Source organism: Usitatibacter rugosus (genome assembly GCF_013003965.1).
GTDB lineage: Bacteria > Pseudomonadota > Gammaproteobacteria > Burkholderiales > Usitatibacteraceae > Usitatibacter > Usitatibacter rugosus.
On record NZ_CP053069.1, the window covers coordinates 2801345 to 2826077 of the forward strand.

The window sequence follows — 24733 nt, forward strand, 5'->3', positions numbered from 1 at the left end:
GGTGAGCGCCACCGCCACCCGCGTCATCTTCGCGCTGCTGGTGCTGCTCGCGATCTTCGTGGGCATCGACAACATGGAGCGCCCGCTCGCGAATCCCGACGAGGGGCGCTACTCGGAGATCTCGCGCGAGATGGCGCAGTCGGGCGACTGGGTCACGCCGCGCCTGAACGGCTTCAAGTACTTCGAGAAGCCCCCGCTGCAGTACTGGGCGAGCGCGGCGGTGTTCAAGGCGCTCGGCGAGAACGAATACACGGCGCGCCTCTACGTCGCGCTCTCGGGGCTGCTCGCGGTGCTGATGGTGGCCTACACGGTGCGCCGCCTGGTGTCGCTCCGCGTGGCGCTGCTCGCGGCCGGCGTGCTGGTCTCGTCGCCCTACTTCTTCGCCATGTGCGGCGTGATCACGCTGGATACCGGGCTCACCGCCTGGCTCACCGTGGCCCTGTGCGCCTTCCTGCTCGCGCAGGCGGGGCCGGAAGCGGGACGGCGGCGCTGGATGATCGCCGCGTGGGCCGCGATCGCGCTTGCGGTGCTCTCCAAGGGCCTCGTGGGCTTCCTCTTCCCGGCCGCGACGATCTTTCTCTATTGCGCGGTCCACCGCGACTGGTCGCTGTTGAAGCGCGTCGAATGGCTGCGCGGGCTCGCGGTGTTCTTCGCGATCAGCGCCCCCTGGTTCGTGCTGGTGTCGCAAGCCAATCCGGAGTTCGCCCGCTTCTTCTTCATCCACGAGCACTTCGAGCGCTTCCTCAGCACCACGCACCGGCGCTACGAGCCCTGGTACTACTTCCTGCCGATCCTCGTGGGGGGATTCGGCCCGTGGATGCTGGCACTCTTCCCCGCGGCCTTCGGCGCGTGGCGCGGCGAGAATCCGGCACGGGAATTCGCCTGGCGGCGCTTCGCGCTGATCTGGTGCGCTTTCATCCTGGTCTTCTTCAGCATCTCGAAGTCCAAGCTGCCCGCCTACATCCTGCCGCTCTTTCCGCCGCTCGCGATGCTGGTGGGCGAATGGCTGGAAAGCGTGGACAGCCGCCGCCTCGCGCGCTACCTGGTGCCGGTGGCGGTGATCATCGCCGCCGGGCTCGCGGCGATGTGGGGTGCGCCGGAGCGTGCCAAGAGCGCGTGGACGCAGGAGCTCTACGCAGCGGCACGGCCGTACATCGCGTTCGGGTGCGTCGTGCTGATCGTGGGACTCGTCGCAGGGGCGGCGATGGCGCTGGCCCGCCTGAAGCACGCGGCGATCGCGATCGTCGTCGCCGCGGGGATGGGGTTCGTCGATGGCGTCGAGGACGGCTACGAGCAGATCTCGCCGCGCCAGTCCGGCCAGGACGTGGTCGCCGCGATGCGCCCGCACCTCACGGCCGATGCCCGCGTGTACTCGGTCGACTACTACGACCAGACGATCCCGTTCTACCTCGGGCGCGAGGTGACGCTCGCGAAGTACGTGGACGAATTCGAGCTGGGGCAACGCGCGGAGCCCTCGCGCGCCCTGCCGACGATCGAGGCTTGGCTGGCGGACTTCCAGCGCCCCGGGAGGGCGCTCGCTATAATGCAGCCCGGTCTCTACGACGACGTGCTCCGGCCCACCGGAATCCCCATGCAACTGATCCATCGAGACGATCGCCGCGTCGTCGTCGTGAAACCGTGAACCCGGTCTCCTTCGCGCTGGTGCTCTTCGGCGTGCTGCTGAACGCCGCCGCCCAGCTGCTGCTCAAGGCCGGCACGAACCGCATCGGCGAATTCGCCTTCTCGTTCGACAACATCCTGCCCATCGGCGGCAAGGTCGCGCAGAGCCCGTTCATCTGGGGCGGCCTCGCCTGCTACGGCGTGAGCGTGGTGGTGTGGATCCTCGCCCTCTCGCGCGTGCCGGTGAGCGTGGCCTACCCGATGCTCTCCATCGGCTACATCGTGAACGCCTTCGCGGCGTGGATGCTGTTCGGCGAATCGCTCGCCATGCAGAAGCTGGTGGGCATCGGCTTCATCGTGATCGGCGTCTACCTGGTGGCGCGCTCGTGACCCAGCCGTTCCTCCCCTTCGCGCGCCCCGGCATGGACGAGGCGACCATCGCCGCCGTCGCCGAGACGCTGCGCAGCCGCTGGATCGTGACCGGCCCGCGCGCGGCGGCGTTCGAGAAGGCGCTTTCCGAGCGCTTCGGCGGCCGCAGCGTCCGCGCCATGACCTCCGCCACGGCCGCGATGCAGCTCGCCCTGGAGATGCTCGGCATCGGCGCCGGCGATGAAATCATCGCCCCGGCCCAGAGCTTCTTCGTCACCGGCAACCTGATCGAGCGCAGTGGCGCGAAAGCCGTGTTCGTGGACGTCGACCTTCGCAGCCGCAACCTGGATTTCGCGCAGGCCCAGGCGGCCGTCTCGCCGAAGACGAAGCTGCTGCTGCCCACGCACTACAACGCACCGCTCGATCCCGCCGCGCTCGACACCTTCCGAACGAAGAACAAGGTGCGCATCCTCGAGGATGCGGCGCTCGCGATCGGCTCGCGCTATCCCGACGGACGCGCGGTCGGCGCGAGCGGCGACCTGGTCACCTTCAGCTTCCACCCGAACAAGAACATGACCACCATCGAGGGAGGCGCCCTCGTGCTGGACGATGCGAAGGAGACGGCCACCGTCGAGGAGCTGCGCTTCCACGGCATCCGCCGCCAGGCCGACGGCACGCGCGACGTGGAGCGCGCCGGGACCAAGTACAACTTCTCGGATGTGTCCGCCGCCGTGGGCCTCGAACAGCTGAAGCACCTCGACGCGTGGTGCGCCCGGCGCGAGCAACTCGCGAAGCGCTACTTCGAGGGCTTCGCGAACGACGACCTCATCACGCCGGAGTGCCTGCCGCCCGAGAACAACCCCGGCCATAGCTGGAACATGTTCACGGTGCTGCTTCCGCTGCCGGCGCTCGGCGTCACGCGCAAGGCCTTCGTCGACGCGATGCAGAAGGAAGGCATCGGGATCGGCATCTCGTACGAGGCGATCCACCTCACGTCGCTCTTCCGGAAGAAGGGATTCCGCGAGGGGCAGTTCCCGAACTCCGAGCGCATCGCGCGCGAGACCGTGACGCTGCCGCTCTTCCCCGAGATGCAGGACTCCGACGTCGAGCGCGTGTGCGCATCGGTGAGCCGCGTGCTGCGGCGGAAGGCGGCCTAGAGCATGGCGAAGCCCAACGTCTCGGTCGTCATCCCCGTCTACAACGAGGAGGCCGTGCTGCCGCAGCTCTTCGCGCGGCTCTATCCCGCGCTGGACAAGCTGGGCGTCAGCTACGAGGTCGTGTTCGTGAACGACGGCAGCATCGACAAGTCGGTGGCGATGTTGCGCGAGCAATTCCAGCTGCGCCCCGACGTGACGCGTGTCGTGCTCTTCAACGGCAATTTTGGCCAGCACATGGCGATCATGGCCGGCTTCGAATACTGCCGCGGCGATCGTGTCGTCACCCTCGACGCCGACCTGCAGAACCCGCCCGAGGAGATCGGCAACCTGCTCGCGAAGATGGACGAGGGCCACGACTACGTCGGCTCCATCCGCCGCAAGCGCAAGGACGCGGCATGGCGGCGCTGGGCCTCGCGCGCGATGAACCGGATGCGCGAGCGGCTGACCCACATCCAGATGACCGACCAGGGCTGCATGCTGCGCGCCTACGACCGGCCGATCATCGACGCGATCCGCGCCTCGCGCGAGGTGAGCACGTTCATTCCCGCCCTCGCCTACTCGTTCTCGCGCAATCCGACCGAGATCGAGGTCGGGCACGAGGACCGGCACGCGGGCGAGTCCAAGTATTCGCTCTACCGGCTGATCCGCCTTAACTTCGACCTCGTCACCGGCTTCTCCGTGGTGCCGCTGCAGCTCTTCTCGCTCTTCGGGATCCTCGTCTCGGTGCTCTCGGTGCTGGTCTACATCGTGGTCATCGTGAAGCGCATCGCGCTCGGCGAAGGCCACGGCATCGAGGTGATCTGGGACCGCGACATCCTCGAGTTCTTCCTGATCGGCGTGCAGCTCTTCGGCATGGGCCTGATCGGCGAGTACGTGGGCCGCATCTACCAGCAGGTGCGCGAGCGGCCGCGCTACCTCGTCCAGGCGATCCTCGAAAAGCCGGAATGAAGTCCACCGCCGTCGTCTTCGCCTACCACGACGTGGGCGTGCGCTGCCTTTCGGTGCTGCTCGACGACGGCGTGGACGTGAAGCTCGTCGTCACGCACGAGGACGATCCGAAGGAGACGGTGTTCTTCGGCAGCGTCCGCGAGTTGGCGCAAAGCCGCGGGCTCGAGGTCGCAACACCCACCGATGCGAACGATCCCGCCTTCGTGGAGCGCCTGCGCTCGATCGCGCCCGATTTCCTCTTCTCGTTCTACTACCGGAAGATGCTCTCGCCTGCCGTGCTCGCCTCTGCGAAGCGCGGGGCCTTCAACATGCACGGCTCGCTGCTGCCGAAGTACCGCGGCCGCGCGCCCGTGAATTGGGCGGTATTGAAGGGCGAGCGCGAGACCGGCGCCACGCTGCACGAGATGGTGGCGAAGCCCGACGCGGGCCGCATCGTCGGCCAACAAGGGGTGCCGATCGGCGAGGACGACCTCGCCGTCGACGTCTTCGCTCGCGTGACGGCTGCGGCGGAGGCCACGCTGCGCCGGGAGCTTCCGAAGCTGCTGGACGGCTCGGCCACGCTCTCCCCGCAGGATCTCTCCCAGGGGAGCTACTACCGGGGGCGCAAGCCCGAGGACGGGCGCATCGACTGGACGCAGACAGCGAAGGCGATCCACGACCTCGTACGCGCCGTGGCGCCGCCCTATCCCGGCGCATTCACGCGCGTGGCCGGCCAGCAACTGCGCGTGTTGCGCACGCGCCTCGCACCCGGCAAAACCCTCGGGCCACGCTCCGCGCTGGTGGCGACGGCGGAGGGTTTGTACGCGGCGGGCGGCGACGGGGAGGCCCTGGAAATCCTCGAGCTCGAGGTGGACGGAAACCCCATCGCGCCACGGGGCTTCTGCGACAATATCGGTTTCGGCCCCCACCTTCCCGATCCCTAGGCCATGGCTACCGCGACGGCGCACCCCGCCCGGTTCCTCCACAAGCACCGCATCGAGGCCCTCACCGACGGCATCTACGCCGTGGCGATGACGATCCTCGTGCTCGAGCTCAAGTTCGACCACGGCGCGACCTTCGCCACCGCCGCAGACTTCCATTCCGCGCTGCTGCACCTCTTCCCCAAGTTCTTCGCGTGGATCATCAGCTTCTCGATCCTCGCGACGTTCTGGATCTCCCACCACCGAGCCTTCCATTTCGTGAAGACGGTGGACGTGAAGCTCCTCTGGATCAATTTGTGGGGACTGATCTTCGCGTCCTTCCTGCCGTTCGCCTCGTCGATGGTCGGCGAGCACACGCGCTTCTTCACCGCGCAGGCGATGTACGCGGTGACGATGGCCGGCATGGCGCTGGTAGCCATCGTGCAGATCACCTACCTCGAGCGGCATCCGGAGCTGTGCGATCCGCCCGTGCCGCACTACGTGGCCAACGGCGCCCGCTTCCGCTGCTTCAGCATCGTCGCGGTGGCGATCCTCGCCATCGTCATCTCCGCCTGGCAGCCGCTCTTCGGCACCGCGGCCTTCATCCTCATGGCCGTGATGGGCCGCATCGGACGGGGCATCGAAACGCGCGCCGCCGAACGCGAGGCCCAACTCTCCTCGGATCGACCCTTCCCATGAAAAAGATCTGCATCCTCGGCGTCAACGGCTTCATCGGCCACCACCTCTCGAAGAAAATCCTCGCGGAGACGGACTGGGAGGTCTACGGCATGGACATGGGATCGGACCGCATCACCGACCTGATGGCCGATCCGCGCTTCCATTTCTTCGAAGGCGACATCACGATCAACAAGGAGTGGATCGAGTATCACGTCCGCAAGTGCGACGTGATCCTCCCGCTGGTGGCGATCGCCACCCCGGCCACGTACGTGCGCGAGCCGCTGCGGGTCTTCGAGCTCGACTTCGAAGCCAACCTGCCGATCGTGCGGAGCTGCGTGAAGTACAAGAAGCGCATCCTCTTCCCGTCGACCTCCGAGGTCTACGGCATGTGCGAGGACGGCGAATTCGATCCGTACGCGTCCAACCTGGTGCTGGGCCCGATCGACAAGCAGCGCTGGATCTACTCCTGCTCCAAGCAGCTCATGGACCGCGTGATCTACGCCTACGGCTCCATGGACCAGCTCGACTTCACGCTCTTCCGCCCGTTCAACTGGATCGGCGCGGGGCTGGACTCGATCCACACCGCGAAGGAAGGCAGCTCGCGGGTCATCACGCAGTTCCTCGGCCACATCGTGCGCGGGGAGCCGATCCAGCTCGTGGACGGCGGCACGCAGAAGCGCGCCTTCACGTATATCGACGACGGCATCTCGGCGTTGATGAAGATCATCGAGAACAAGAAGGGCATCGCCACCGGGCAGATCTACAACGTCGGCAACCCGAAGAACAACTATTCGGTGCGCGAGCTGGCGGAGATGATGCTGGCCCTCGCGAAGACCTACCCCGAGTACAAGCGCAACGCCGCGAAGGTGAAGCTCGTGAACACCAGCGCCGGCAAGTACTACGGCAAGGGCTACCAGGACGTGAAGAACCGCGTGCCGAAGATCGAGAACACGAAGAAGGATCTCGGGTGGGCGCCGAAGGTGGACATGAACACGGCGCTGAAGAACATCTTCGATGCCTATCGGGGCCAACTCGACGAAGCGCGGACCTTGGCGAGTTAGGCAACGGACGCACTATGCAGACGCCGATTTTTAAAGGGAAGGATGGGAAGGAAAAGCGGAGGAAGGGAAGGAAACCCTTGAAAGGGATTTGAAGATGCAGTCGTCTCGAACTCACGCGGTGCAACCATTTCACTTTCAGAGATTTCCTTCCCTTCCTCCGCTTTTCCTTCCCATCCTTCCCTCTAAAATAACCCTCCACACCTTCACAGCCACCCAATGACACCCACCCCCCTCGTCGGCGTAGTAATGGGTTCCCAGAGCGATTGGGACGTGATGCAGAACGCGGCGCGCGTGCTGAAGGATTTCGGCGTGCCCTATGAGCATCTCGTGGTCTCGGCCCACCGCACGCCCGACAAGATGTTCGAGTACGCGTCCCAGGCGCGCACTCGCGGGCTGCAATGCATCATCGCCGGCGCCGGCGGTGCCGCCCACCTGCCCGGCATGCTCGCGTCGAAGACCACGCTGCCCGTGCTGGGCGTGCCCGTGCCCTCGAAGCACCTTGCGGGACAGGATTCCCTCTATTCGATCGTGCAGATGCCCAAGGGCATCCCCGTGGCCACCTTCGCCATCGGCGAGGCGGGTGCGGCCAATGCCGGTCTCTTCGCCGTGAGCCTGCTCGCCGGTTCCGACACGGGCCTCGCGCAGAAGCTCGCCGAGTACCGCGCCAAGCTCGCCGAGCAGGTGGCGGCGATGCAGCTGCCCGACGTCTTGTGATCGCGCCGGGCAAAACCCTCGGCTTGCTGGGCGGCGGGCAGTTGGGCCGCATGTTCACCGTGGCCGCGCGCACGCTGGGCTACCGCGTCACGGTGCTCGATCCCGATCCGCTCTCGCCCGCGGCGGAGTTCGCCACGGGCCACCTCAACACGGCGTACACGCATCCGGTCTCGCTGGACGAGCTCGCGCAGACCTGCGCCGCGGTCACCACCGAGTTCGAGAACGCGCCCGCCGAGGCCCTCACGGCCCTCGCCGCCCGCACGGTCGTTCGGCCCAGCGGCGATTCCGTTTCCATCGCGCAAGACCGCGCGCGCGAAAAGGGCTTCTTCGCCGACCACGGCTTCCCGCTCGGCCCGTACGCGGTGATTCGCACCGATGAAGATTTCGGCCCGGCCCTGGAGCGCGTGAAGCTGCCGGCCCTCCTGAAGACGGCGCGCTTCGGCTACGACGGCAAGGGGCAGGCGTCGATCGCCACGCGTGCCGACCTGGAGCGCGTCTTCGGCGACTGGAAGCGGGTCCCGTGCATCCTCGAGGAACGCCTCACGCTCGAACGCGAGCTGTCGGTGATCCTCGCGCGCGGCGCCGACGGCGAGGTGGCGGTATTTCCCGTCGCGGAGAACCGGCACGCGAACGGCATCCTCGACGTGACGATCGCCCCCGCGCGGATTCCCGACGCGATGGCGAAGGAGGCCACGGCCCTCGCGACGCGCCTCGCCTCCGAGCTGCAGTACGTGGGCGTGCTCGCGGTGGAGATGTTCGTGGTGGGCGGCAAGCTGCTGCTGAACGAGATCGCCCCGCGCCCGCACAACAGCGGCCACTACACGATGGACGCGTGCCGCACGTCGCAGTTCGAGCAGCAGGTGCGCGTGCTCTGCGGCCTGCCGCTGGGCGACCCGTCGCAGCACACGCCGGCGGTGATGGTGAACCTGCTGGGCGACATCTGGCGCGGTGGCGGCGAGCCGCAATGGGACGCGGTGCTGCGGCATCCCGGCGCCCACCTGCACCTCTACGGCAAGCGCGAGGCGCGGCCGGGCCGCAAGATGGGCCATGTGACCGTGTGCGAACCGACGGTGGAGCGCGCGTACGAAGTGGCGATGGCCATCCGCCGCGACCTGGGCATCGCTGAATCCGCTGGAACTCCCCTCCGCGTCTGAGGCAATACTGGTCACGGAGGATCCAAACCATGCAAACCATCCTGTCCCGCTTCGCCCTGCTCTTCCTTTCCACCGTCGCCACGACGGTCCTCGCCGCGTCGCTCACCGGCTCCGGCAAGCCCGTCACGGAGACGCGCGCGGTCTCCGGCTTCACGGGCATCGCCTTTTCGATCCCCGGCCAGCTCGAGCTCACCCAGGGCGACACGGAGAGCCTCGTGATCACCGCGGACGACAACGTGCTGCCCGAGATCCAGACGGTGGTCGAGAAAGGCACGCTCAGGATCCGGTTCGCGAAGGACAGCCTCAGCACCTCGAACATCACCGTGCGGGTCAAGGTCACGGCGCGCACGCTCGAGCACCTGGCGGTCGGCGGCGCGGGCGACATGAGCACCGGTGCGCTCAAGGCCGGCAAGCTCTCGCTGTCGGTCGGTGGCTCCGGCAACATCGTCGTCGCGTCGCTCGTGGCGAGCGACCTTTCGGCCCAGGTCGGAGGCAGCGGCAACATCACGGTGAAGGGCGGCACGACGGATACGCTCAGCACGTCCGTCGGCGGATCGGGCAACGTGACCACCACGCGGCTCGCCGCGCGCAAGGCCTCCGTGAACGTGGGCGGCTCGGGCAATGCGAGCCTGTGGGCGAGCGAGTCGCTCTCCATCAACGTCGCCGGCTCGGGCAACGTGCGCTACTACGGCGATGCGAAGGTGAGCCGTGCCATCGTGGGCTCGGGCGAGGTCAAGCGCCTGGGCGCCGCTCCCACCTGATGCTCGGGCTCGCCTGGCTGCGGCGCAAGCCCGGCGAGCCGACGCTCGCGGTCACCCCGGAGCTCTGGCAGCGCGCCACGGCGCCGTGGCTCTTCATGCGCGGCCTCGCTCCTGCCGATGTCGAGCGCCTGCGCTTGCTCTCGGAAAATTTCCTCTCGACGAAGCACTTCTCCGGCACGCACGACCTCGAGATCACGCCGCTCATGAAGGTGCACGTGGCGGCGCAGGCCTGCATCCTCGTCCTGGAGCTCGGCATCGAGTGGTACGAGGGCTGGTCGGAGATCATCGTGTATCCCAGCCAGTTCGCCCCCGAGCGCGAGGTCATGGACGAAGCCGGGGTCGTGCACATCACGAACGACCCGATGGCGGGCGAGGCGTGGCTCGGCGGACCGGTCGTGCTCTCGTACGAGGACGTGGCGATGACCGGCGACGAGGAAACGCGCGTCGCGGGCTACAACGTCGTGATCCATGAATTCGCGCACAAGCTCGACATGCGACACGGCGAGCCCAACGGCTTTCCGCCGCTGCATGACGGCATGAGCGTCGCGGCGTGGCGCAAGGCGTTTGCCGCGGCGTACGAGGATTTCTGCGCGCGCGTGGATGCCGCCGACGAGCTCTCGGAGCGAGACGACGGCGCGGCGCTGGACGAGCTGCCGATCGATCCCTACGGTGCGGAAAGTCCCGGCGAGTTCTTCGCCGTCATCTCGGAAGCGTTCTTCGAGACGCCGGAGCTGCTCTCGCCGGAATACCCGGCGGTCTACGAGCAGCTTCGGCTTTTCTACCGGCAGGATCCGCTCGCGCGGCTCACTTCGTCGAGTTCGCCTTCCTGACGTTCGGCGATTCGGCTTTCGAGCGGCTCGCTGCCGCCTGCTCGGCCTCGAGCATCTCCTTCGCCTCGGCATCGGATTTCGGCGCGGCGTCGCGCGCTTCCTTCTCGATGTCGTGGTGCTCCATGTGGTCCTTCACGCCCTTGTTGTACTGGCGCGTGGCTTCGTAGTTGCCCTCGCCGTACGGGCCCGGCTTGGCGCCGGCGTCTTTCGAGGGCTTGTCGGTGGGCTTGTCGTTCTGCGGCTTCATGGGTCGTCTCCACGGATGAATGGTCCGAGCAACGATCATGAACGTGGGGATTTGCGGCCGTCAGCGGAGGACGGCACCGGCCGCGGTAGGACGCGGCCTACATTACCGGTCCCGGAGGTGCCCGGGACCACGGCGCCTCAGAGGAAGAGGACGGCCGGGAAGACAGCGATGGCAAGAACGATCAGTACCCACTCGCAGTTCCACCGTTTGAGGTGCCCGGTGTAGTGCAGGATGATCGCGGCGATCGCGAAGACATAGAAAGCGGCGAGCAGCATTCTTTGGAGCCTCTTTTGGTACGTGCGCGGGGCTAGGATAGCAGGAAGGGGGTCCCCCGGCCTAGACCGCGTCCTCGCCCGTTTCCCCGGTGCGGATCCGCACGACCTGGGCCACGTCGAAGACGAAGATCTTGCCGTCGCCGATCTTTCCGGTGCGCGCGGCCTTCACGATGGCGTCCATGGCCTTCTCGAGCAGCGAATCGGCGACCACGACCTCGACCTTCACCTTGGGCAGGAAGTCGACCACGTACTCCGAGCCGCGATAGAGCTCCGTGTGGCCCTTCTGGCGGCCGAAGCCCTTCACTTCCGTCACGGTGAGGCCCGAGACCCCGATCTCGGAGAGGGCCTCGCGGACCTCGTCGAGCTTGAAGGGCTTCACGACGGCTTCGATCTTCTTCATGGTTCGTTCCCTAGGCCTTGGGCCGGAAGCCCGACGTTATAGGATATCGCCAGTCCTTGCCGAAGGACCGAGGGGTGATACGCACGCCCGGCGGGGCCTGGCGGCGCTTGTACTCGTTCACGCGGATCAGGCGCACGACCTGCCGTATGGCCTCGATGTCATAGCCCAGGCTCGCGATGGCCTCGGGGGTCATGTCGCGCTCCATGTACTTCTCCACCACGACGTCGAGCACCTCGTAGGGCGGCAGCGTGTCCTGGTCGGTCTGGTCGGGCTTCAGCTCCGCGGAAGGCGCGCGGTCGATGACGCGCTGCGGGATCACGCGGCCCTTGGAGTTCCTCCAGTTGGACAGGCGATAGACCAGCGTCTTCACGATGTCCTTGATGACCGCGTAGCCGCCGGCCATGTCGCCGTAGAGCGTGGCGTAGCCCGTGGCCATCTCGCTCTTGTTGCCGGTGGTGACGACGATCGAGCCGAACTTGTTGGACATCGCCATCAGCAGCGTGCCGCGGATGCGCGACTGGAGGTTCTCCTCGGTGGCGTCCTCGGCGCGTCCTTCGAAGCTGGGTGCCAGCGCGGCGCGGAACGCGTCGAACATCGGCTTGATGGCGATCTCGGTGTACTTCACGCCCTGGAGCTTCGCCATCTCTCGCGCGTCCTCGATGCTCATCGAGGCCGTGTAGTCGGAAGGCATCATCACCGCATGCACACGGTCCGGCCCCAGCGCATCGACGGCGATGGCGAGCACCAGCGCCGAGTCGATGCCGCCGGACAATCCCAGCATCACGCCGGGGAAGCCGTTCTTGTTCACGTAGTCGCGCGTGCCGGTCATCAGCGCGCGGTAGATGACTTCCTCTTCGGTGAGCGGCGGTGCCATCGTGCCCTTGGCGGCGCTGCCCTCGAACTCGAGGATGTCGAGCGCTTCCTGGAAGGTTTCCGCCTGATAGGTGAGCGCTCCGGTGCCGTCCATCGCGAACGAGGCCCCGTCGAAGACCAGCTCGTCCTGGCCGCCCACCCAGTGCACGTAGAGCAGCGGCAGGCCCGTCTCCTTCACGCGCGCGCCCATCACCGAGTAGCGCTCGGCGAGCTTGTTGCGGTTGTACGGCGAGGCGTTGATGGACAGCAGCAGCTCGGCGCCCGCGGCCTTGGCCTGCGCGGCCGGCTCGGGGAACCAGAGGTCCTCGCAGATCGTGAGGCCGATCTTGCGGCCCTCGATCTCGAACACGCACGGGCGGTTGCCGGTCTCGAAGTAGCGCTTCTCGTCGAAGACCTGGTAGTTGGGCAGGCGCTGCTTGAAGTAGATCTGCTCGATGCGGCCGTGGCGCAGCAGCGACGCGGCGTTGTAGCGCGTGCGGCCCTCGCGGTACGGGTGGCCCACGACGAGGGCGATGTCCAGGCAATAGGTCGCGAGCTTCTGCAGCTCGGCCACGCACTGGTCGTTGAAATCGTCGCGGAGCAGGAGGTCCTCGGGCGGATAGCCGGAGAGGGCCAGCTCGGGGGCGACCACGAGGCGCGCGCCCTGGGCGCGGGCGGCGTCGACGGCCTGGCGGATCCGGTCCGCGTTGCCGGCGAAATCGCCCACGGTCATGTTGATCTGGGCGACGGCGATCTTCATCGGGGTGGTGACGGCGGCTAGAATCGTTGTTCTCGCCATTATACGGTGCCGCACACCCCGCCTTTGCCTTGACGCAACCGCGCCTGCTCGCGTCGCTCGACGAAATCCCCGCTGCGCAATGGAACGCCCTGGCCGGTGACAATCCCACCGTCGCCTACGCGTTCCTGGACAGCTTGCACCGCTCCGGGAGCGCCGCGCCCGAGGCCGGGTGGGTGCCGCAGTACTACACGCTCTGGGACGGCCCGAAGCTGCGTGGCGCCGTGCCCCTGTATGTGAAGTCGCATTCCTATGGCGAGTACGTCTTCGACTGGGCCTGGGCCGATGCCCACGAGCAGCACGGGATCGCGTACTACCCCAAGCTGCTGTCCGCGGTGCCGTTCACGCCGGCGACCGGGCCGAGGCTGCTGGCCGTGGATGCCGCGACGCGCACCGAGCTCGCCGCGGGGCTGCTCAGGCTGGCGAAGCACTCCGATGCCTCATCGGCGCACGTCCTGTTTCCGCCCGAGGACGATGCCGTGGCGTTACGAGAGGCGGGTTGGCTCGAGCGCACCGGGGTGCAGTTCCATTGGCGCAATCCCGGCTATGCGAGCTTCGAGGCCTTCCTCGCCGAGCTCTCGCACGACAAGCGCAAGAAGATCCGCCAGGAGCGCCGCCGCGTGGCCGAGGCTGGCGTGGTACTTCGCCGCGTGACCGGACACGACGCGACCGCCGATGACTGGGACTTCTTCAATGCCTGTTATCGGCGCACCTACCGCGCACACCGCTCGACGCCGTACCTCAATCGCGCGTTCTTCGGGATGCTGGGCGAGCGCATGCCGGGCAACACGATGCTCGTGATCGCCGAGCGCGAGGGCAAGCCGGTCGCCTCGGCACTGAACCTCTACTCGGGGAGCGCGCTCTACGGGCGCTACTGGGGCGCCGCGGAGTTCGTGGCCGGCCTGCACTTCGAGGCGTGCTACTACCAGGCGATGGAGTTCTGCATCGAGCGCGGCATCGCGCTCTTCGAAGGCGGTGCGCAGGGCGAGCACAAGCACGCTCGCGGATTCCTGCCGCACGTCACCCGCTCCTTCCACTGGCTCGCCCACCCGGCCTTCTACCGCGCCGTCGACGAATACCTCGAGCGCGAGGGCGAGCACATCGCCCAGTACGTCGACGAGCTCAACGACCACTCCCCGTTCAAATCAAAACCCGGGTCAGAGTAGAGTTTTCTGGCGCGCGAAAACTCTACTCTGACCCGGGTTTTGTCACTTCCAGGCGTCGGAGAACTCTTTCCAGTGCGGCGCGGTTTGGTCGGCGAGGAAGGTGCGGAAGAGTGCCACTTCCCGCTCGTAGGATTCCGGCGAGAGCGCGCCGCGCATGTGCTGGAAGCGCAGGTAGAGGAGATAGGTGTTGGCGACGTCGGTCTCGCAGTAGTTGCGGATCGCCTCGATCTCGCCGCGCTTGTACGCGGGCCACACCTGCGAGCCATCCATGCCGAGCTTGCCCGGCAGGCCACAGAGCACGGCGATCTCGTTCAGCGGCGCCCATGCGCGATTCTGGTAGCCGGCGAGGACGTCCATCAGGTCCGTGTGGCGCAGGTGCCAGCGGCTGATGTAGTTGTTCCACTTGAATTCCTTGTTGTCCTCGCCGAGGTCCCAGTAGCTGCCCGCCTGCACGCCGTGGATCAGCGCACGGTAGTGAAGCACCGGAAGGTCGAAGGACGAACCGTTCCACGACACCAGCGTCGGCACGTACTTGTCGACGCCCTCGAAGAAGCGCTTCACGAGCTCGCGTTCGCCGTCCTCCGCGCCGCCCACCGACCACGCGCGCAGCGTCTCCCCGCCGGCGCGCAGCACGCACGAGATCGCGACGATGCGCTGCAGGTGCGTCGGAAAGAAGTCGCTGCCGGTCGCCTGGCGCCGGCGCTGCGAGACGAGCTCGACGACCGCGTCGTCGGTCACCTCGTCGGAGAGCTCCCACAGCTTGCGCAGGCCCGCGACGTCCGGGACGGTCTCGATGTCGAAGACGAGGACGGGGGTGGCCATGTCAGGCGGGGAACACGCCGGTGGAGAGGTAGCGGTCGCCGCGATCGGCCACGATGTGCACGATGACCGCGTTCTCGACCTCGGCGCAAAGCCGCATGGTCGCCGCCGCGCCGCCTCCGGAAGAGATGCCCATGAAGATGCCCTCCTCCGCCGCCATCCGGCGCGTCATCTCCTCGGACTCGGGTTGCGTCACCTCGATGATGCGGTCGACACGCGAGCGGTCGTAGATCTTCGGCTGGTAGGGCTCCGGCCACTTGCGGATGCCGGGCACCTGCGCACCCTCGGCCGGGTGCACGCCGATCACCTGGATCTTCGGGTTCATCTCCTTCAGGAACTTCGACGTGCCCATGATCGTGCCGGTGGTGCCCATGGTCGCGACGAAATGCGTGATCTTGCCCTGCGTGTCGCGCCAGATCTCGGGGCCCGTGCCGGTGTAGTGCGCGAGCGGATTATCGGGATTGGAGAACTGGTCGAGGATGATGCCCTCGCCCGCGTCGCGCATGCGCTTCGCGGTGTCGATCGAAAGCTCCATGCCGCCCTTCTCGGGAGTGAGCACGAAGCGCGCGCCGAACGCGCCCATCGTCTGGCGGCGCTCGATCGACAGGTGCTCGGGCATCACCAGGACCATCTTGTAGCCGCGCATGGCCGCCACCATCGCGAGCGCGATGCCGGTGTTGCCGCTCGTGGCCTCGATCAGCGTGTCGCCCGGCTTGATCTCGCCGCGCTTCTCGGCGTTCACGATCATCGAGAGCGCCGGACGATCCTTCACGGAGCCCGCGGGGTTGTTCCCCTCGAGCTTGGCGAGGATCACGTTGGAGGTCTTCCCGGGGATGCGCTGCAGGCGGACGAGCGGCGTGTTGCCGACGAAGTGATCGAGCGTGGGGACCATCGTTCGAGTATAGCCAATGAAAAGCCCCGCTCGGAGCGGGGCTTTGGACTGCACGGGGCGGGAAGGCCTACTTCTTCTACTTCTTCTTCTCGTCCACGGCCTTCTTGTCGTCGGCGGCCTTCTTGTCGATGGCGTCCTTCTTGGCATCGGCCTTGGCGTCGGCGGCATCCTTCTTCGCATCGGCCTTCGTGTCGGCTTTCTTCGCGGCGGCCTTCTTGTCGTCGGCGGCTTTCTTGTCCGCGGCTTTCTTCTCGTCGGCTGCCTTCTTCTTGTCTTCGGCGGCGGCCTTGTCGGCAGCCTTCTTGTCATCCGCGGCCTTCTTGTCAGCGGCCTTCTTGTCGTCGGCCGCTTTCTTGTCGGCGGCTTTCTTCTCGTCCGCGGCTTTCTTCTTCTCGTCGGCGGCGGTCTTGTCGGCGGCCTTCTTGTCGTCGGCAGCCTTCTTGTCGATCGCCTTCTTCTCGTCGGCGGTCAGCTTCTTCGGCTCTTCCTTCTTGGGCTCGGCCGCGGCTTTCTTCGGTTCCGGAGCAGGCGCGGGTTCCGCTTTCTTCGGTGCGGGTGCGGGCTCGGCCTTCTTCGGCTCGGCCGCGGCCTTCTTCGGCTCGTCCTTCTTCGGCGCGCGATCGCTCGTGCCCGACAGCATGATGTCGCCCTTGATCTTGTCGTACGTGCCGTCGCCGATGCCGTCGACCTTCTTGATGTCTTCGAGCGACTTGAACGGGCCGTTCTTCTTGCGGTAGTCGATGATGGCCTGGGCCTTCACCGGGCCGACGCCGTTCAGCGTCTCCAGTTGTTCCTGCGTGGCCGAATTGATGTTGATGCCGGCAAACGCGAGGCCCGCATACGCGAGCAACGCCGCCAGAAGTCCGATGAGCTTGCGCATGAGGCTCCCCTTGTGAATTGGAATAATGTGGTGAAACTTGCTGATTATAATAGCTTTTTAGCCGGAGCTGTAGCCCCGAGGTGCTCCAGGCGTGCGGCGTCGATCCAGAGCTTGCCCGGGCCTTCCAGCATCGCCCCCACCTCGAACGACTCCGCGTTCACCGGGATGTCGAACTCGACCGACACGCGCTTCCAATCGGCGGTACCCGACGTGAGTTTCTGGTCGTGGTGGACCGTGGCCCCGCCCGGGCCGTGGACGAGCACGAAGGGCCCGCCACCGTTGCCGGTCGCGCCTTCGGTGCGCACGGCGAGCGTGAAGCGCAGGCGCGCGCCTCGGAGCGTCGGATCGATGACGTGCTGCATGACGAGCGTCCAGGGCTCCTCGCGAACGCGCTCGATGCGCAGGCTCCGCTGGCCCTCGGCACTCACCGTGCCGTCGATCTCATGGCGGAAAGCGTTCGGATCCGAATGCGAGCTGCACCGCCATCCCGGCGCGCACCCGTGCGCGGGCCCGTCGGCTTCGAAGCCCGGATTGCGCAGCGTGACCAGGCGGCTCTCGGCGGACGGCCCCGGCGATGCGCATCCCGCGACCGCCGCGGCGAGCAGCGCCGCCCAAAGGCGGATCAAGGACGGCCTTCGCCGCGTTCCCAGCGCGCCGCGACGTAGCGGCCGACGCCCTCGTCCACGGAGAGGAACGGCTCGGCATAGCCCGCCGAGCGCAGCGCCGAAACGTCGGCCTGCGTGTAGCTCTGGTACTTGCCCACCAACGCGGGCGGGAACGGGATGTACTCGATCGTGCCGGCCTTGCGAAGTGCGTCCAGCGTGAGCGGCGCCTCGCCGCGCGCCTTGCGCACCGCGTTCACCGTGGCCACCGCGACGTCGTTGAAGCTCTGCGCCTGGCCCGTGCCGACGTTGAAGATGCCCGAGACCCCGGGATGGTCGAGGAAGAAGAGGTTCACACGCACGACGTCTTCCACGCTCACGAAGTCGCGGATCTGCTCGCCGGGGCCGTACTCGCCGCCGCCCTCGAACAGGCGCACCTTGCCTTCCTTCAGGTACTGGTTGAAGAAGTGGTACGCCACGGAAGCCATGCGGCCCTTGTGCGACTCGCGCGGGCCATACACGTTGAAGTAGCGGAAGCCGGCGATCTGGGCGCTCCGCCCCTCGAGCTGCCGGCGCACGGCCTGGTCGAACAGGAACTTCGAGTAGCCGTAGACGTTCAACGGCGCCTCGTGCTCGCGCGACTCCTTGAACACGCGCCCGCCGCCGTACACCGAGGCGGACGACGCATAGATGAACGGCACGCCGTGCTCCTGGCACCACGCGAGGAGATCGAGCGAATAGCGGTAGTTGTTCTCCATCATGTAGTTGCCGTCCTGCTCCATCGTGTCGGAGCAGGCGCCCTGGTGGAGGACGGCGCCGATGTCCCGGGCGAACACGCTGTGGCGGATGCGGCCGATGAAGTCCTGCTTGTCGTAGTAGTCCGCGATCTCGAGGTCGACGAGGTTCGGCACCTTGTCGGCGCGCGTGAGGTTGTCGACGGCGATGATGTCCTTCACGCCGCGGTCGTTCAGCGCGCGCACGAGGTTCGCGCCGACGAACCCGGCCGCGCCGGTCACGATGAGCGTGGTCATGGGGACTCCAGGGATTTCTCGAGCTCCGCACGGCTCGCGGTGGCGGTGCCGAGCTTGGCCACGACGATGCCGGCGGCGTGGTTCGCGACCTTCATCGCGTCGTGGAGGTCGGCGCCCGCGGCCACCATGAGGGAGAGCGCGCCGATCACGGTATCGCCCGCGCCGGAGACGTCGTAGACCTCGCGCGCGACGGTCGGCTCGCGGTACGACTCGTCCTTCGTGAAGAGCGACATACCCTCTTCGCTGCGCGTCACGATGAGCGCGGCGAGATCGAGACTCTCGCGGAGCTTCCGCGCGCGGGCTTCGAGGTCGGCCTCGTCGCTCCAGCGTCCCGCCACCTCGCGGAACTCGGACCGGTTGGGTGTCAGCAGCGTGGCGCCGCGGTAGCGCGTGTATTCGGAGCCCTTCGGGTCCACGAGCACGGGTTTGCCGTGCTGCTTGGCGAGCTGGATCATGCGTTGCACGTGCGCGAGGCCGCCCTTGCCGTAGTCGGAGAGCACGATCGCATCCGCCTCGTCGACGAGCTTCTCGTACTCGTCGAGCTTGGCGGCGAGCACCTCGTGGCTGGGGACGCGCTCGAAGTCGATGCGCAGGAGCTGCTGCTGGTGGCCAACCACGCGCAGCTTCACCGTGGTGGAGAGCTCCCGGTCGCGGTGAAGCGAGGCCGTCACGCGGTCGCGGAGCAGGAGGTCTTCGAGCGCGCGGCCCGCGTCGTCCTCGCCCACCACCGAGAGCAGCGTGCAGCGGCCGCCCAGCGAGGTGATGTTGCGGGCCACGTTCGCGGCCCCTCCCGGGCGCTCCTCGGTGCGCTTCACGAGCACCACGGGCACCGGCGCCTCCGGCGAGATGCGATTCACGTCGCCGAACCAGTAGCGGTCGAGCATGACGTCGCCGACGACGAGTACGCGCCGGCCCGCGAAATCGGGAAGCTTGAGCGCGCTCATCGGCCGATCGGGTAGTACTCGAAGCCCTTCGAGCGCACGACGGCGGGCTCGTAGAGGTTGCGGCCGTCGAAGATGACGGGCGACTTGAGGCTCGCCTTCAGCGCGTCGAAGTCGGGGCTGCGGAAGGCTTTCCACTCGGTCGCGATCAGCAGCGCGTCGGCGCCCTGCGTGGCCTGCATCGCGGTACCGGCGAAGGTGATTCCACTCTCGCTCTTGTAGGTCTTCTCGGCCTCCTCCATCGCCACCGGGTCGAACGCGGTGACGGTGGCGCCGGCCTTCAGCAGGCGCTCGATGATCACGAGGCTCGGGGCCTCGCGCATGTCGTCGGTGTTGGGCTTGAACGCGAGACCCCAGAGCGCGAACTTGCGGCCCGCGAGGTCGCTGCCAAATTTCTTCAACACCTTGTCCACGAGCACACCCTTCTGGCGCTCGTTGGCCTCCTCGACCGCTCCAACCACCTTGAGGTCGAGGCCGTGCTCCTGGGCCGTGCGCAGCAGCGCGGTGACGTCCTTCGGGAAGCACGAGCCGCCGTAGCCGGTGCCCGGATAGAGGAAGTGGTAGCCGATGCGCGGGTCGGAGCCGATGCCGATGCGAACGTGCTCGATGTCGGCGCCCAGGCGCTCGGCGAGGAGCGCCAGCTCGTTCATGAACGAGATGCGCGTGGCGAGCATGGCGTTGGCCGCGTACTTGGTGAGCTCGGCGGAGCGCACGTCCATCACCTGCAGGCGGTCGTGGCTGCGCTGGAACGGGCCGTAGAGCTCGCGCAGCGCCGTGACGGCCACGGGATCGTCGGCGCCGACCACGATGCGGTCGGGGCGCATGAAGTCCTCGACGGCCGCGCCCTCCTTCAGGAATTCCGGGTTCGACACGACGCTGAACGCGATGTCGGCGCCGCGCTTCTTCAGGCCCTCGGCGATGGCGGCGCGCACCTTGTCCGCCGTGCCGACGGGCACGGTCGACTTGTCGACGACGATCTTCGGCGCGTCCATGTGCTCGGCGATGTTGCGCGCGGCCGCGAGCACGTGCGAGAGGTCGGCCGAGCCGTCCTCGCCGGGCGGCGTCCCCACGGCGATCATCTGGATGCGGCCATGGCGCGTGGCCTGCTTCGCATCGGTGGTGAACGTGAGGCGGCCGGCGGCGGCGTTGGCGCGCACGATCTCGCGCAGGCCCGGTTCGTAGATGGGGATCTCGCCGCCCTCGAGCATCGCGATCTTGCGCGCGTCCACATCGAAGCAGAGCACATCGTTGCCCACGTCGGCCAGGCAGGCACCGGTGACGAGGCCCACGTAGCCGGTGCCGATCAGGGTGACCTTCACGCGGCCTCCTGCGACAGGCCCAGCTCGCGGCGGATGCCCTCGAGCACGGCGACGGGATCCGTCGCGCGCGTGATGGGACGGCCGATCACCAGGTAGTCGGCGCCGAGCTTCACCGCCTCGGCCGGCGTCACGGTGCGGACCTGGTCGCCCTTCGCGTCGGTGGCGAGGCGGATGCCGGGAGTGACCAGGGTGAACGATGTTCCCGCGGCAGCGCGCACCCACGGCGCTTCCTGTGCGGAGCAGACCACGCCATCCAGCCCGCACTCCTTCGTGAGGCGGGCGAGCCGCTCGACGTTCTCGCGCACCGAGCCGCTGAAGCCGACGCGCGCGATCGATTCGTCGTCGAGGCTCGTGAGGATGGTGACGCCGATGAGCAGCGGCGGCTTGGTGACCGAGGCCACGGCTTCGCGCGCGGCTCGCAGCATCGCCTCCCCGCCGCTTGCGTGCACGTTCATCATCCACACGCCCAGGCGCGCGGCCGACTTGCAGGCGCCCGCGACGGTGTTCGGGATGTCGTGGAACTTGAGGTCGAGGAAGACTTCGAAGCCGCGCTGGTGGAGCTGCTCGACCACCGCGGGTCCGGCGGCGACGAAGAGCTCCTTGCCGACCTTTACGCGGCACAGCCGCGGATCGAGGCGCGCGGCCATCGCGAGCGCGCTCGCGGCATCGGGGAAGTCCAGGGGGACGACGACGATCTTATTGTCCAATCTGCATCCTTGCGAGGTGGCGGCCCGCGGTGTCCAGCTCGGCGGTGCGCCGCGGCGGGAAGGTCTCCCAGCCGCCGCAGGCCGGGCACTGCCAGAAGAACTGGCGCGCCTTGAAGCCGCAGGTGCCGCAGAGATAGACCGACAGGGCCTGGGCGTGCGAATGCACCAGGTTCTTCATGAGCTGCAGGTCCTGGCGGCGCTCGGGCGGGGCGCGCAGCAGCTCCGCGTCGATGAGGCGGTCCAGCCCGACCAGCGTGGGGTTGCGCCGGACTTCCTCGCGCACCAGGCGCCAGGCGGCCTCGTCGCCCTCCGCCTCGGCCGTGGCCTGGTAGACGACGTTCAGGAGGTCCAGCCCCGGATAGCGGTGCTGCAGGCCGCGCAGCAGCGTGAGGCCCTCGGTAAGCTTCCCGAGCGCCTTGAAGCTCTCGACCATGCCTTCGGCGGCGAGGCCCAGGTACGCCGGGTCCTGCTCCTCGACCTTCTTCCACGCCTCGATGGCGCCGGCATGGTCGCCATCGCGCGAGCGCCATTCGCCGCGCAGCAGGTTCGCGCGGACGCATTTGCGGTTCGACTCGAGCGCGCGGTCGAGGTAGGCATCCGCGCCCTCTTTCCGGCCGTGGATCTGCTCGGTGATCGCGAGCTCGCAGTAGTAGTTCGCGATCTCCTTCTGGTAGTTGCGCTTGGCGCTCACCTCGAGCTTCTTGGCCGCCTCGATGGCCTTCGCCCAATCCTTCTCCTGGATGTAGATGTCGAGGAGGTTGCGATGCACGCTCGGCGTGGGATCGACCTCGGCCAGCTTCGTGAGGACTTCCTCGGCATGGTCCAGGAGGCCGGCCTTGAAGTAGTCCTCGGCCAGCTCGAAGGAGGCCTTGCGACGTTCTTCCGGCGGGAGGTCCTCGCGGTTCATGAGGTCCTGGTGCATGCGGATCGCGCGGTCCACCTCGCCGCGGCGCCGGAAGAGGCTCCCCAGCGCGAACTGCAGCTCGACCGTCTGGGGATTCTCCTTGGCCACCTGCAGGAACGACTCGATCGCCTTGTCGGGCTGGTCGTTCAGCATGAAGTTCAAGCCGCGGAAATACGAGGTGGGCAGCGCGCGCGATTCGGACAGGAGCGACTTCAGGTCCACCCTCGCCGCCACCCAGCCCATGCCGAAGAAGACCGGCAGGGCGAGGAGCCACCAGAACTCAAATTCCATGAACGTCGACGCGCGGGGGATCCGCCGGGGGCGGGTTGGCCGCTCCGAGGGAAAGCACGTCGTTGGCCTTGCGCAGCCGCGCCATCTCGCGGCGCTGGCGCACGACCGTCGGAAGCCACGCGAGCAGCCCGATCACCACGCCGGCGATGAAGACCACCAGCAGGACGAACACGAGCGGGGCCTGCCACGTCTGGTCCGGCAGGCCGTGCAAGGTCACCGGCTGCGCGTTCTTGACCGCGAACCAGACCAGCACGAGGACGATCGCGAAGCGGAAAAGCCAGACTAGGACTTGCATGGTTTGGGTGCCGGCGAAAAAAAAGCGGCAGGGCGCATTCTACCCTGCCGCTTCCGGTTTCATGCCGGGGATGATGGCCGATTACCCCTCGTGGAAATCCACTCGCTCGCGCAATTCCTTGCCCGCCTTGAAGTGCGGGACGTACTTGCGCGGAACCTGGACCTTCTCGCCGGTCTTCGGGTTGCGTCCGACTCGTGGTGGCCGGTAGTTCAACCCAAAGCTTCCGAAACCGCGGATCTCGATGCGGTTCCCGGAGGCGAGCGTGTGCGCCATGGCGTCGAGCATCGTCTTCACGGCCAGCTCGGCGTCCTTCGGTGCCAGCTGGCTATGACGCGCGCTCAACAGCTCTATGAGCTGTGACTTGGTCATCGCCTGGGTTTCTCCCCTTGTTGTAATGGCCGTGCTCCCCTTATTCCTTGCCCGTCAGCTTCGCCTTGAGCAGGGCGCCGAGGTTCGTGGTGCCGGCGCTGCCGCTCGATTCCGAGGCGTGCTTCTGCAGGGCGGCCTGCTCTTCGGCGGCGTCCTTCTGCTTGATGGACAGGTTGATGGAGCGGTTCTTGCGATCGATGTTGACGATGACGGCTTCGATTTCCTCGCCCTCGCGCAGGTGCGAGCGGAGGTCCTCGACGCGGTCGCGCGCGACTTCGGAAGCGCGGAGGTAACCCTCCACGTCGCTGTCGAGCGTGATCACGGCGCCCTTGGGTTCGATCGACTTCACGATGCCCTTCACGACGTTGCCCTTGTCGTGGGTGGTCACGTAGTTGCCGAACGGATCGCCCTCGAGCTGCTTGATGCCGAGCGAGATGCGCTCGCGCTCGACGTCGATCGACAGCACGACGGTCTCGACTTCATCGCCCTTCTTGAGGTTCTTGACCGCTTCCTCGCCCGTGGCTTGCCACGAGAGGTCGGAGAGGTGAACCAGGCCGTCGATGTTGCCCGGCAGGCCGATGAAGACGCCGAAGTCGGTGATGGACTTGATGACGCCGCGGACCTTGTCGCCCTTCTTGTGGTTCATGGCGAACTCTTCCCAGGGGTTCGGCATGCACTGCTTCATGCCCAGGGAGATGCGGCGGCGGTCTTCGTCGATCTCGAGGATCATGACCTCGATCTCGTCGCCCAGCGAAACGACCTTGGCGGGGTGGACGTTCTTGTTGGTCCAGTCCATCTCGGAGACGTGCACCAGGCCTTCGATGCCCGACTCGATCTCGACGAACGCGCCGTAGTCGGTGATGTTGGTGACCTTGCCGAAGAGACGCGTGCCATGCGGGTAGCGGCGGGAGATGCCGATCCACGGGTCTTCGCCCAGCTGCTTGAGGCCCAGCGAGACGCGGTTCTTCTCGGCGTCGAACTTGAGGATCTTGGCGGTGACTTCGTCGCCCACGGCCAGCACTTCCGTCGGGTGCTTCACGCGGCGCCAGGCGAGGTCGGTGATGTGGAGCAGGCCGTCGATGCCGCCCAGGTCCACGAACGCGCCGTAGTCGGTGATGTTCTTCACGACGCCCTTCACGATGGCGCCTTCTTTCAGCGTCTCCAGCAGCTGCTGGCGCTCGACACCGGCCGTCTCTTCCATCACGGCGCGGCGCGAAACCACCACGTTGTTGCGCTTGCGGTCCAGCTTGATGACCTTGAACTCGAGCTCCTTGCCCTCGAAGTGCGAGGTGTCCTTGACGGGACGGAGGTCGACGAGCGAGCCGGGCAGGAAGGCGCGGATGCCGTTCACCATGACGGTGAGGCCGCCCTTCACCTTGCCGGAGACCACGCCCTTGATGATGGTCGCGTTGTTGAGCGCGTCATCGAGGCTGGTCCAGGCGGCGAGCTTCTTGGCCTTGTCGCGGGAGAGCTTGGTGGCGCCGAAGCCGTCTTCGAGGGCTTCGATGGCGACGGAGACGAAGTCCCCGATCTTCACTTCCAGCTCGCCGCGGTCGTTCTTGAATTCTTCGGTGGAGATTGCGGATTCGGACTTGAGTCCGGCGTTGACGATGACGACGTTCATGTCAACGTTGACCACCTCGGCCGTGATCACTTCGCCGACGCGCATCTCCTGGCGCGTAAGGCTCTCCTCGAAGAGAGCGGCGAAAGATTCGGGGGCGGGGGCGGCAGTGGCTTGAGACAGCATTGGGAGGTG

At 67.0% G+C, this 24733-nt stretch carries 28 protein-coding genes; 12 read left to right on the plus strand and 16 right to left on the minus strand.

What is annotated here, in order from left to right:
* The first annotated feature begins 1 nt into the window (after position 1).
* The 11 genes from DSM104443_RS13200 to DSM104443_RS13245 all read left to right on the plus strand — a co-directional run bounded on the left by DSM104443_RS13200 (position 2) and on the right by DSM104443_RS13245 (position 10191).
* Entirely contained in the window at positions 2–1642 is a 1641-nt protein-coding gene (locus DSM104443_RS13200; RefSeq protein ID WP_171092951.1) for a glycosyltransferase family 39 protein, read from the plus strand.
* The gene (locus tag DSM104443_RS13205) at positions 1639–2010 is read left to right on the plus strand and encodes an SMR family transporter (RefSeq protein ID WP_171092953.1); all 372 of its coding nucleotides are present in this window, start codon (positions 1639–1641) and stop codon (positions 2008–2010) included. Before DSM104443_RS13200 ends, DSM104443_RS13205 begins: the two co-directional genes overlap by 4 nt.
* On the plus strand, positions 2007–3146 hold the full coding sequence (locus tag DSM104443_RS13210) for a DegT/DnrJ/EryC1/StrS family aminotransferase (RefSeq protein WP_246232202.1): 1140 nt from the start codon (positions 2007–2009) through the stop codon (positions 3144–3146). The genes DSM104443_RS13205 and DSM104443_RS13210 overlap by 4 nt, the downstream gene beginning before the upstream one ends.
* Before the next feature lie 3 nt (positions 3147–3149).
* Positions 3150–4094 (plus strand): glycosyltransferase, encoded by a 945-nt coding sequence (locus DSM104443_RS13215; RefSeq protein ID WP_171092955.1) that lies wholly within the window; start codon positions 3150–3152, stop codon positions 4092–4094.
* A complete protein-coding gene (locus tag DSM104443_RS13220) occupies positions 4091–5017 on the plus strand; it encodes a formyltransferase (protein WP_171092956.1) in 927 nt (308 codons plus the stop codon). Before DSM104443_RS13215 ends, DSM104443_RS13220 begins: the two co-directional genes overlap by 4 nt.
* 3 nt (positions 5018–5020) lie before the next feature.
* Positions 5021–5692, plus strand: coding sequence for a TMEM175 family protein (locus DSM104443_RS13225; RefSeq protein WP_171092958.1), 672 nt, complete (start codon positions 5021–5023; stop codon positions 5690–5692).
* Positions 5689–6732, plus strand: coding sequence for a bifunctional UDP-4-keto-pentose/UDP-xylose synthase (locus DSM104443_RS13230; protein ID WP_171092961.1), 1044 nt, complete (start codon positions 5689–5691; stop codon positions 6730–6732). The genes DSM104443_RS13225 and DSM104443_RS13230 overlap by 4 nt, the downstream gene beginning before the upstream one ends.
* A 246-nt stretch (positions 6733–6978) precedes the next feature.
* Complete coding sequence (gene purE / locus DSM104443_RS21900) at positions 6979–7446, plus strand: 5-(carboxyamino)imidazole ribonucleotide mutase (RefSeq protein ID WP_246232205.1); 468 nt, start codon at positions 6979–6981, stop codon at positions 7444–7446.
* A gap of 23 nt (positions 7447–7469) precedes the next feature.
* Positions 7470–8600: a 5-(carboxyamino)imidazole ribonucleotide synthase gene (locus DSM104443_RS13235; protein ID WP_246232933.1), complete on the plus strand. Its 1131-nt coding sequence runs from the start codon at positions 7470–7472 to the stop codon at positions 8598–8600.
* Between the two features lie 29 nt (positions 8601–8629).
* Positions 8630–9361, plus strand: a complete 732-nt coding sequence (locus DSM104443_RS13240) for a head GIN domain-containing protein (protein ID WP_171092964.1) — start codon at positions 8630–8632, stop codon at positions 9359–9361.
* The gene (locus DSM104443_RS13245) at positions 9361–10191 is read left to right on the plus strand and encodes a M90 family metallopeptidase (protein ID WP_171092966.1); all 831 of its coding nucleotides are present in this window, start codon (positions 9361–9363) and stop codon (positions 10189–10191) included. Before DSM104443_RS13240 ends, DSM104443_RS13245 begins: the two co-directional genes overlap by 1 nt.
* On the opposite strand, the gene DSM104443_RS13250 is transcribed toward DSM104443_RS13245, so the two are convergent.
* The 4 genes from DSM104443_RS13250 to DSM104443_RS13265 form a co-directional block, all read right to left on the minus strand.
* Complete coding sequence (locus DSM104443_RS13250; RefSeq protein WP_171092968.1) at positions 10166–10438, minus strand: hypothetical protein; 273 nt, start codon at positions 10436–10438, stop codon at positions 10166–10168. The genes DSM104443_RS13245 and DSM104443_RS13250 overlap by 26 nt on opposite strands.
* A 137-nt stretch (positions 10439–10575) precedes the next feature.
* Positions 10576–10713 carry a hypothetical protein gene (locus DSM104443_RS13255; protein ID WP_171092970.1) on the minus strand — a complete coding sequence of 46 codons (138 nt, stop codon included), beginning with the start codon at positions 10711–10713 and terminating at the stop codon, positions 10576–10578.
* Between the two features lie 61 nt (positions 10714–10774).
* A complete protein-coding gene (locus DSM104443_RS13260) occupies positions 10775–11113 on the minus strand; it encodes a P-II family nitrogen regulator (protein WP_171092972.1) in 339 nt (112 codons plus the stop codon).
* A gap of 10 nt (positions 11114–11123) precedes the next feature.
* On the minus strand, positions 11124–12725 hold the full coding sequence (locus DSM104443_RS13265) for an NAD+ synthase (RefSeq protein WP_171092974.1): 1602 nt from the start codon (positions 12723–12725) through the stop codon (positions 11124–11126).
* A 68-nt stretch (positions 12726–12793) separates the two neighbouring features.
* On the opposite strand from DSM104443_RS13265, the gene DSM104443_RS13270 reads away from it, so the two are divergent.
* Complete coding sequence (locus DSM104443_RS13270) at positions 12794–13927, plus strand: GNAT family N-acetyltransferase (RefSeq protein WP_171092977.1); 1134 nt, start codon at positions 12794–12796, stop codon at positions 13925–13927.
* Between the two features lie 42 nt (positions 13928–13969).
* Here the strand turns inward: DSM104443_RS13270 and DSM104443_RS13275 are convergent, their stop codons facing one another.
* The 12 genes from DSM104443_RS13275 to rpsA all read right to left on the minus strand — a co-directional run bounded on the left by DSM104443_RS13275 (position 13970) and on the right by rpsA (position 24724).
* Complete coding sequence (locus tag DSM104443_RS13275; protein ID WP_171092979.1) at positions 13970–14749, minus strand: 3'-5' exonuclease; 780 nt, start codon at positions 14747–14749, stop codon at positions 13970–13972.
* 1 nt (position 14750) lies between these two features.
* Positions 14751–15638 (minus strand): cysteine synthase CysM, encoded by an 888-nt coding sequence (cysM, locus tag DSM104443_RS13280; RefSeq protein WP_171092981.1) that lies wholly within the window; start codon positions 15636–15638, stop codon positions 14751–14753.
* Positions 15639–15714: 76 nt separating this feature from the next.
* On the minus strand, positions 15715–16518 hold the full coding sequence (locus tag DSM104443_RS13285; protein WP_171092984.1) for a ComEA family DNA-binding protein: 804 nt from the start codon (positions 16516–16518) through the stop codon (positions 15715–15717).
* Positions 16519–16562: 44 nt separating this feature from the next.
* Positions 16563–17144, minus strand: coding sequence for a hypothetical protein (locus DSM104443_RS13290; protein WP_171092986.1), 582 nt, complete (start codon positions 17142–17144; stop codon positions 16563–16565).
* Entirely contained in the window at positions 17141–18151 is a 1011-nt protein-coding gene (gene rfaD / locus DSM104443_RS13295) for an ADP-glyceromanno-heptose 6-epimerase (RefSeq protein WP_171092988.1), read from the minus strand. Before rfaD ends, DSM104443_RS13290 begins: the two co-directional genes overlap by 4 nt.
* Positions 18148–19095, minus strand: coding sequence for a D-glycero-beta-D-manno-heptose-7-phosphate kinase (gene rfaE1, locus DSM104443_RS13300; protein ID WP_171092990.1), 948 nt, complete (start codon positions 19093–19095; stop codon positions 18148–18150). The genes rfaD and rfaE1 overlap by 4 nt, the downstream gene beginning before the upstream one ends.
* Positions 19092–20411 (minus strand): UDP-glucose dehydrogenase family protein, encoded by a 1320-nt coding sequence (locus DSM104443_RS13305; RefSeq protein WP_171092992.1) that lies wholly within the window; start codon positions 20409–20411, stop codon positions 19092–19094. The genes rfaE1 and DSM104443_RS13305 overlap by 4 nt, the downstream gene beginning before the upstream one ends.
* A complete protein-coding gene (pyrF, locus tag DSM104443_RS13310) occupies positions 20408–21118 on the minus strand; it encodes an orotidine-5'-phosphate decarboxylase (RefSeq protein WP_171092994.1) in 711 nt (236 codons plus the stop codon). Before pyrF ends, DSM104443_RS13305 begins: the two co-directional genes overlap by 4 nt.
* Complete coding sequence (lapB, locus tag DSM104443_RS13315; protein ID WP_171092996.1) at positions 21108–22313, minus strand: lipopolysaccharide assembly protein LapB; 1206 nt, start codon at positions 22311–22313, stop codon at positions 21108–21110. Before lapB ends, pyrF begins: the two co-directional genes overlap by 11 nt.
* Complete coding sequence (locus DSM104443_RS13320; protein ID WP_171092998.1) at positions 22303–22608, minus strand: LapA family protein; 306 nt, start codon at positions 22606–22608, stop codon at positions 22303–22305. Before DSM104443_RS13320 ends, lapB begins: the two co-directional genes overlap by 11 nt.
* An 81-nt stretch (positions 22609–22689) precedes the next feature.
* The gene (locus tag DSM104443_RS13325) at positions 22690–22977 is read right to left on the minus strand and encodes an integration host factor subunit beta (RefSeq protein WP_171093001.1); all 288 of its coding nucleotides are present in this window, start codon (positions 22975–22977) and stop codon (positions 22690–22692) included.
* Positions 22978–23017: 40 nt separating this feature from the next.
* A complete protein-coding gene (rpsA, locus tag DSM104443_RS13330; RefSeq protein ID WP_171093003.1) occupies positions 23018–24724 on the minus strand; it encodes a 30S ribosomal protein S1 in 1707 nt (568 codons plus the stop codon).
* Between the last annotated feature and the right edge of the window lie 9 nt (positions 24725–24733).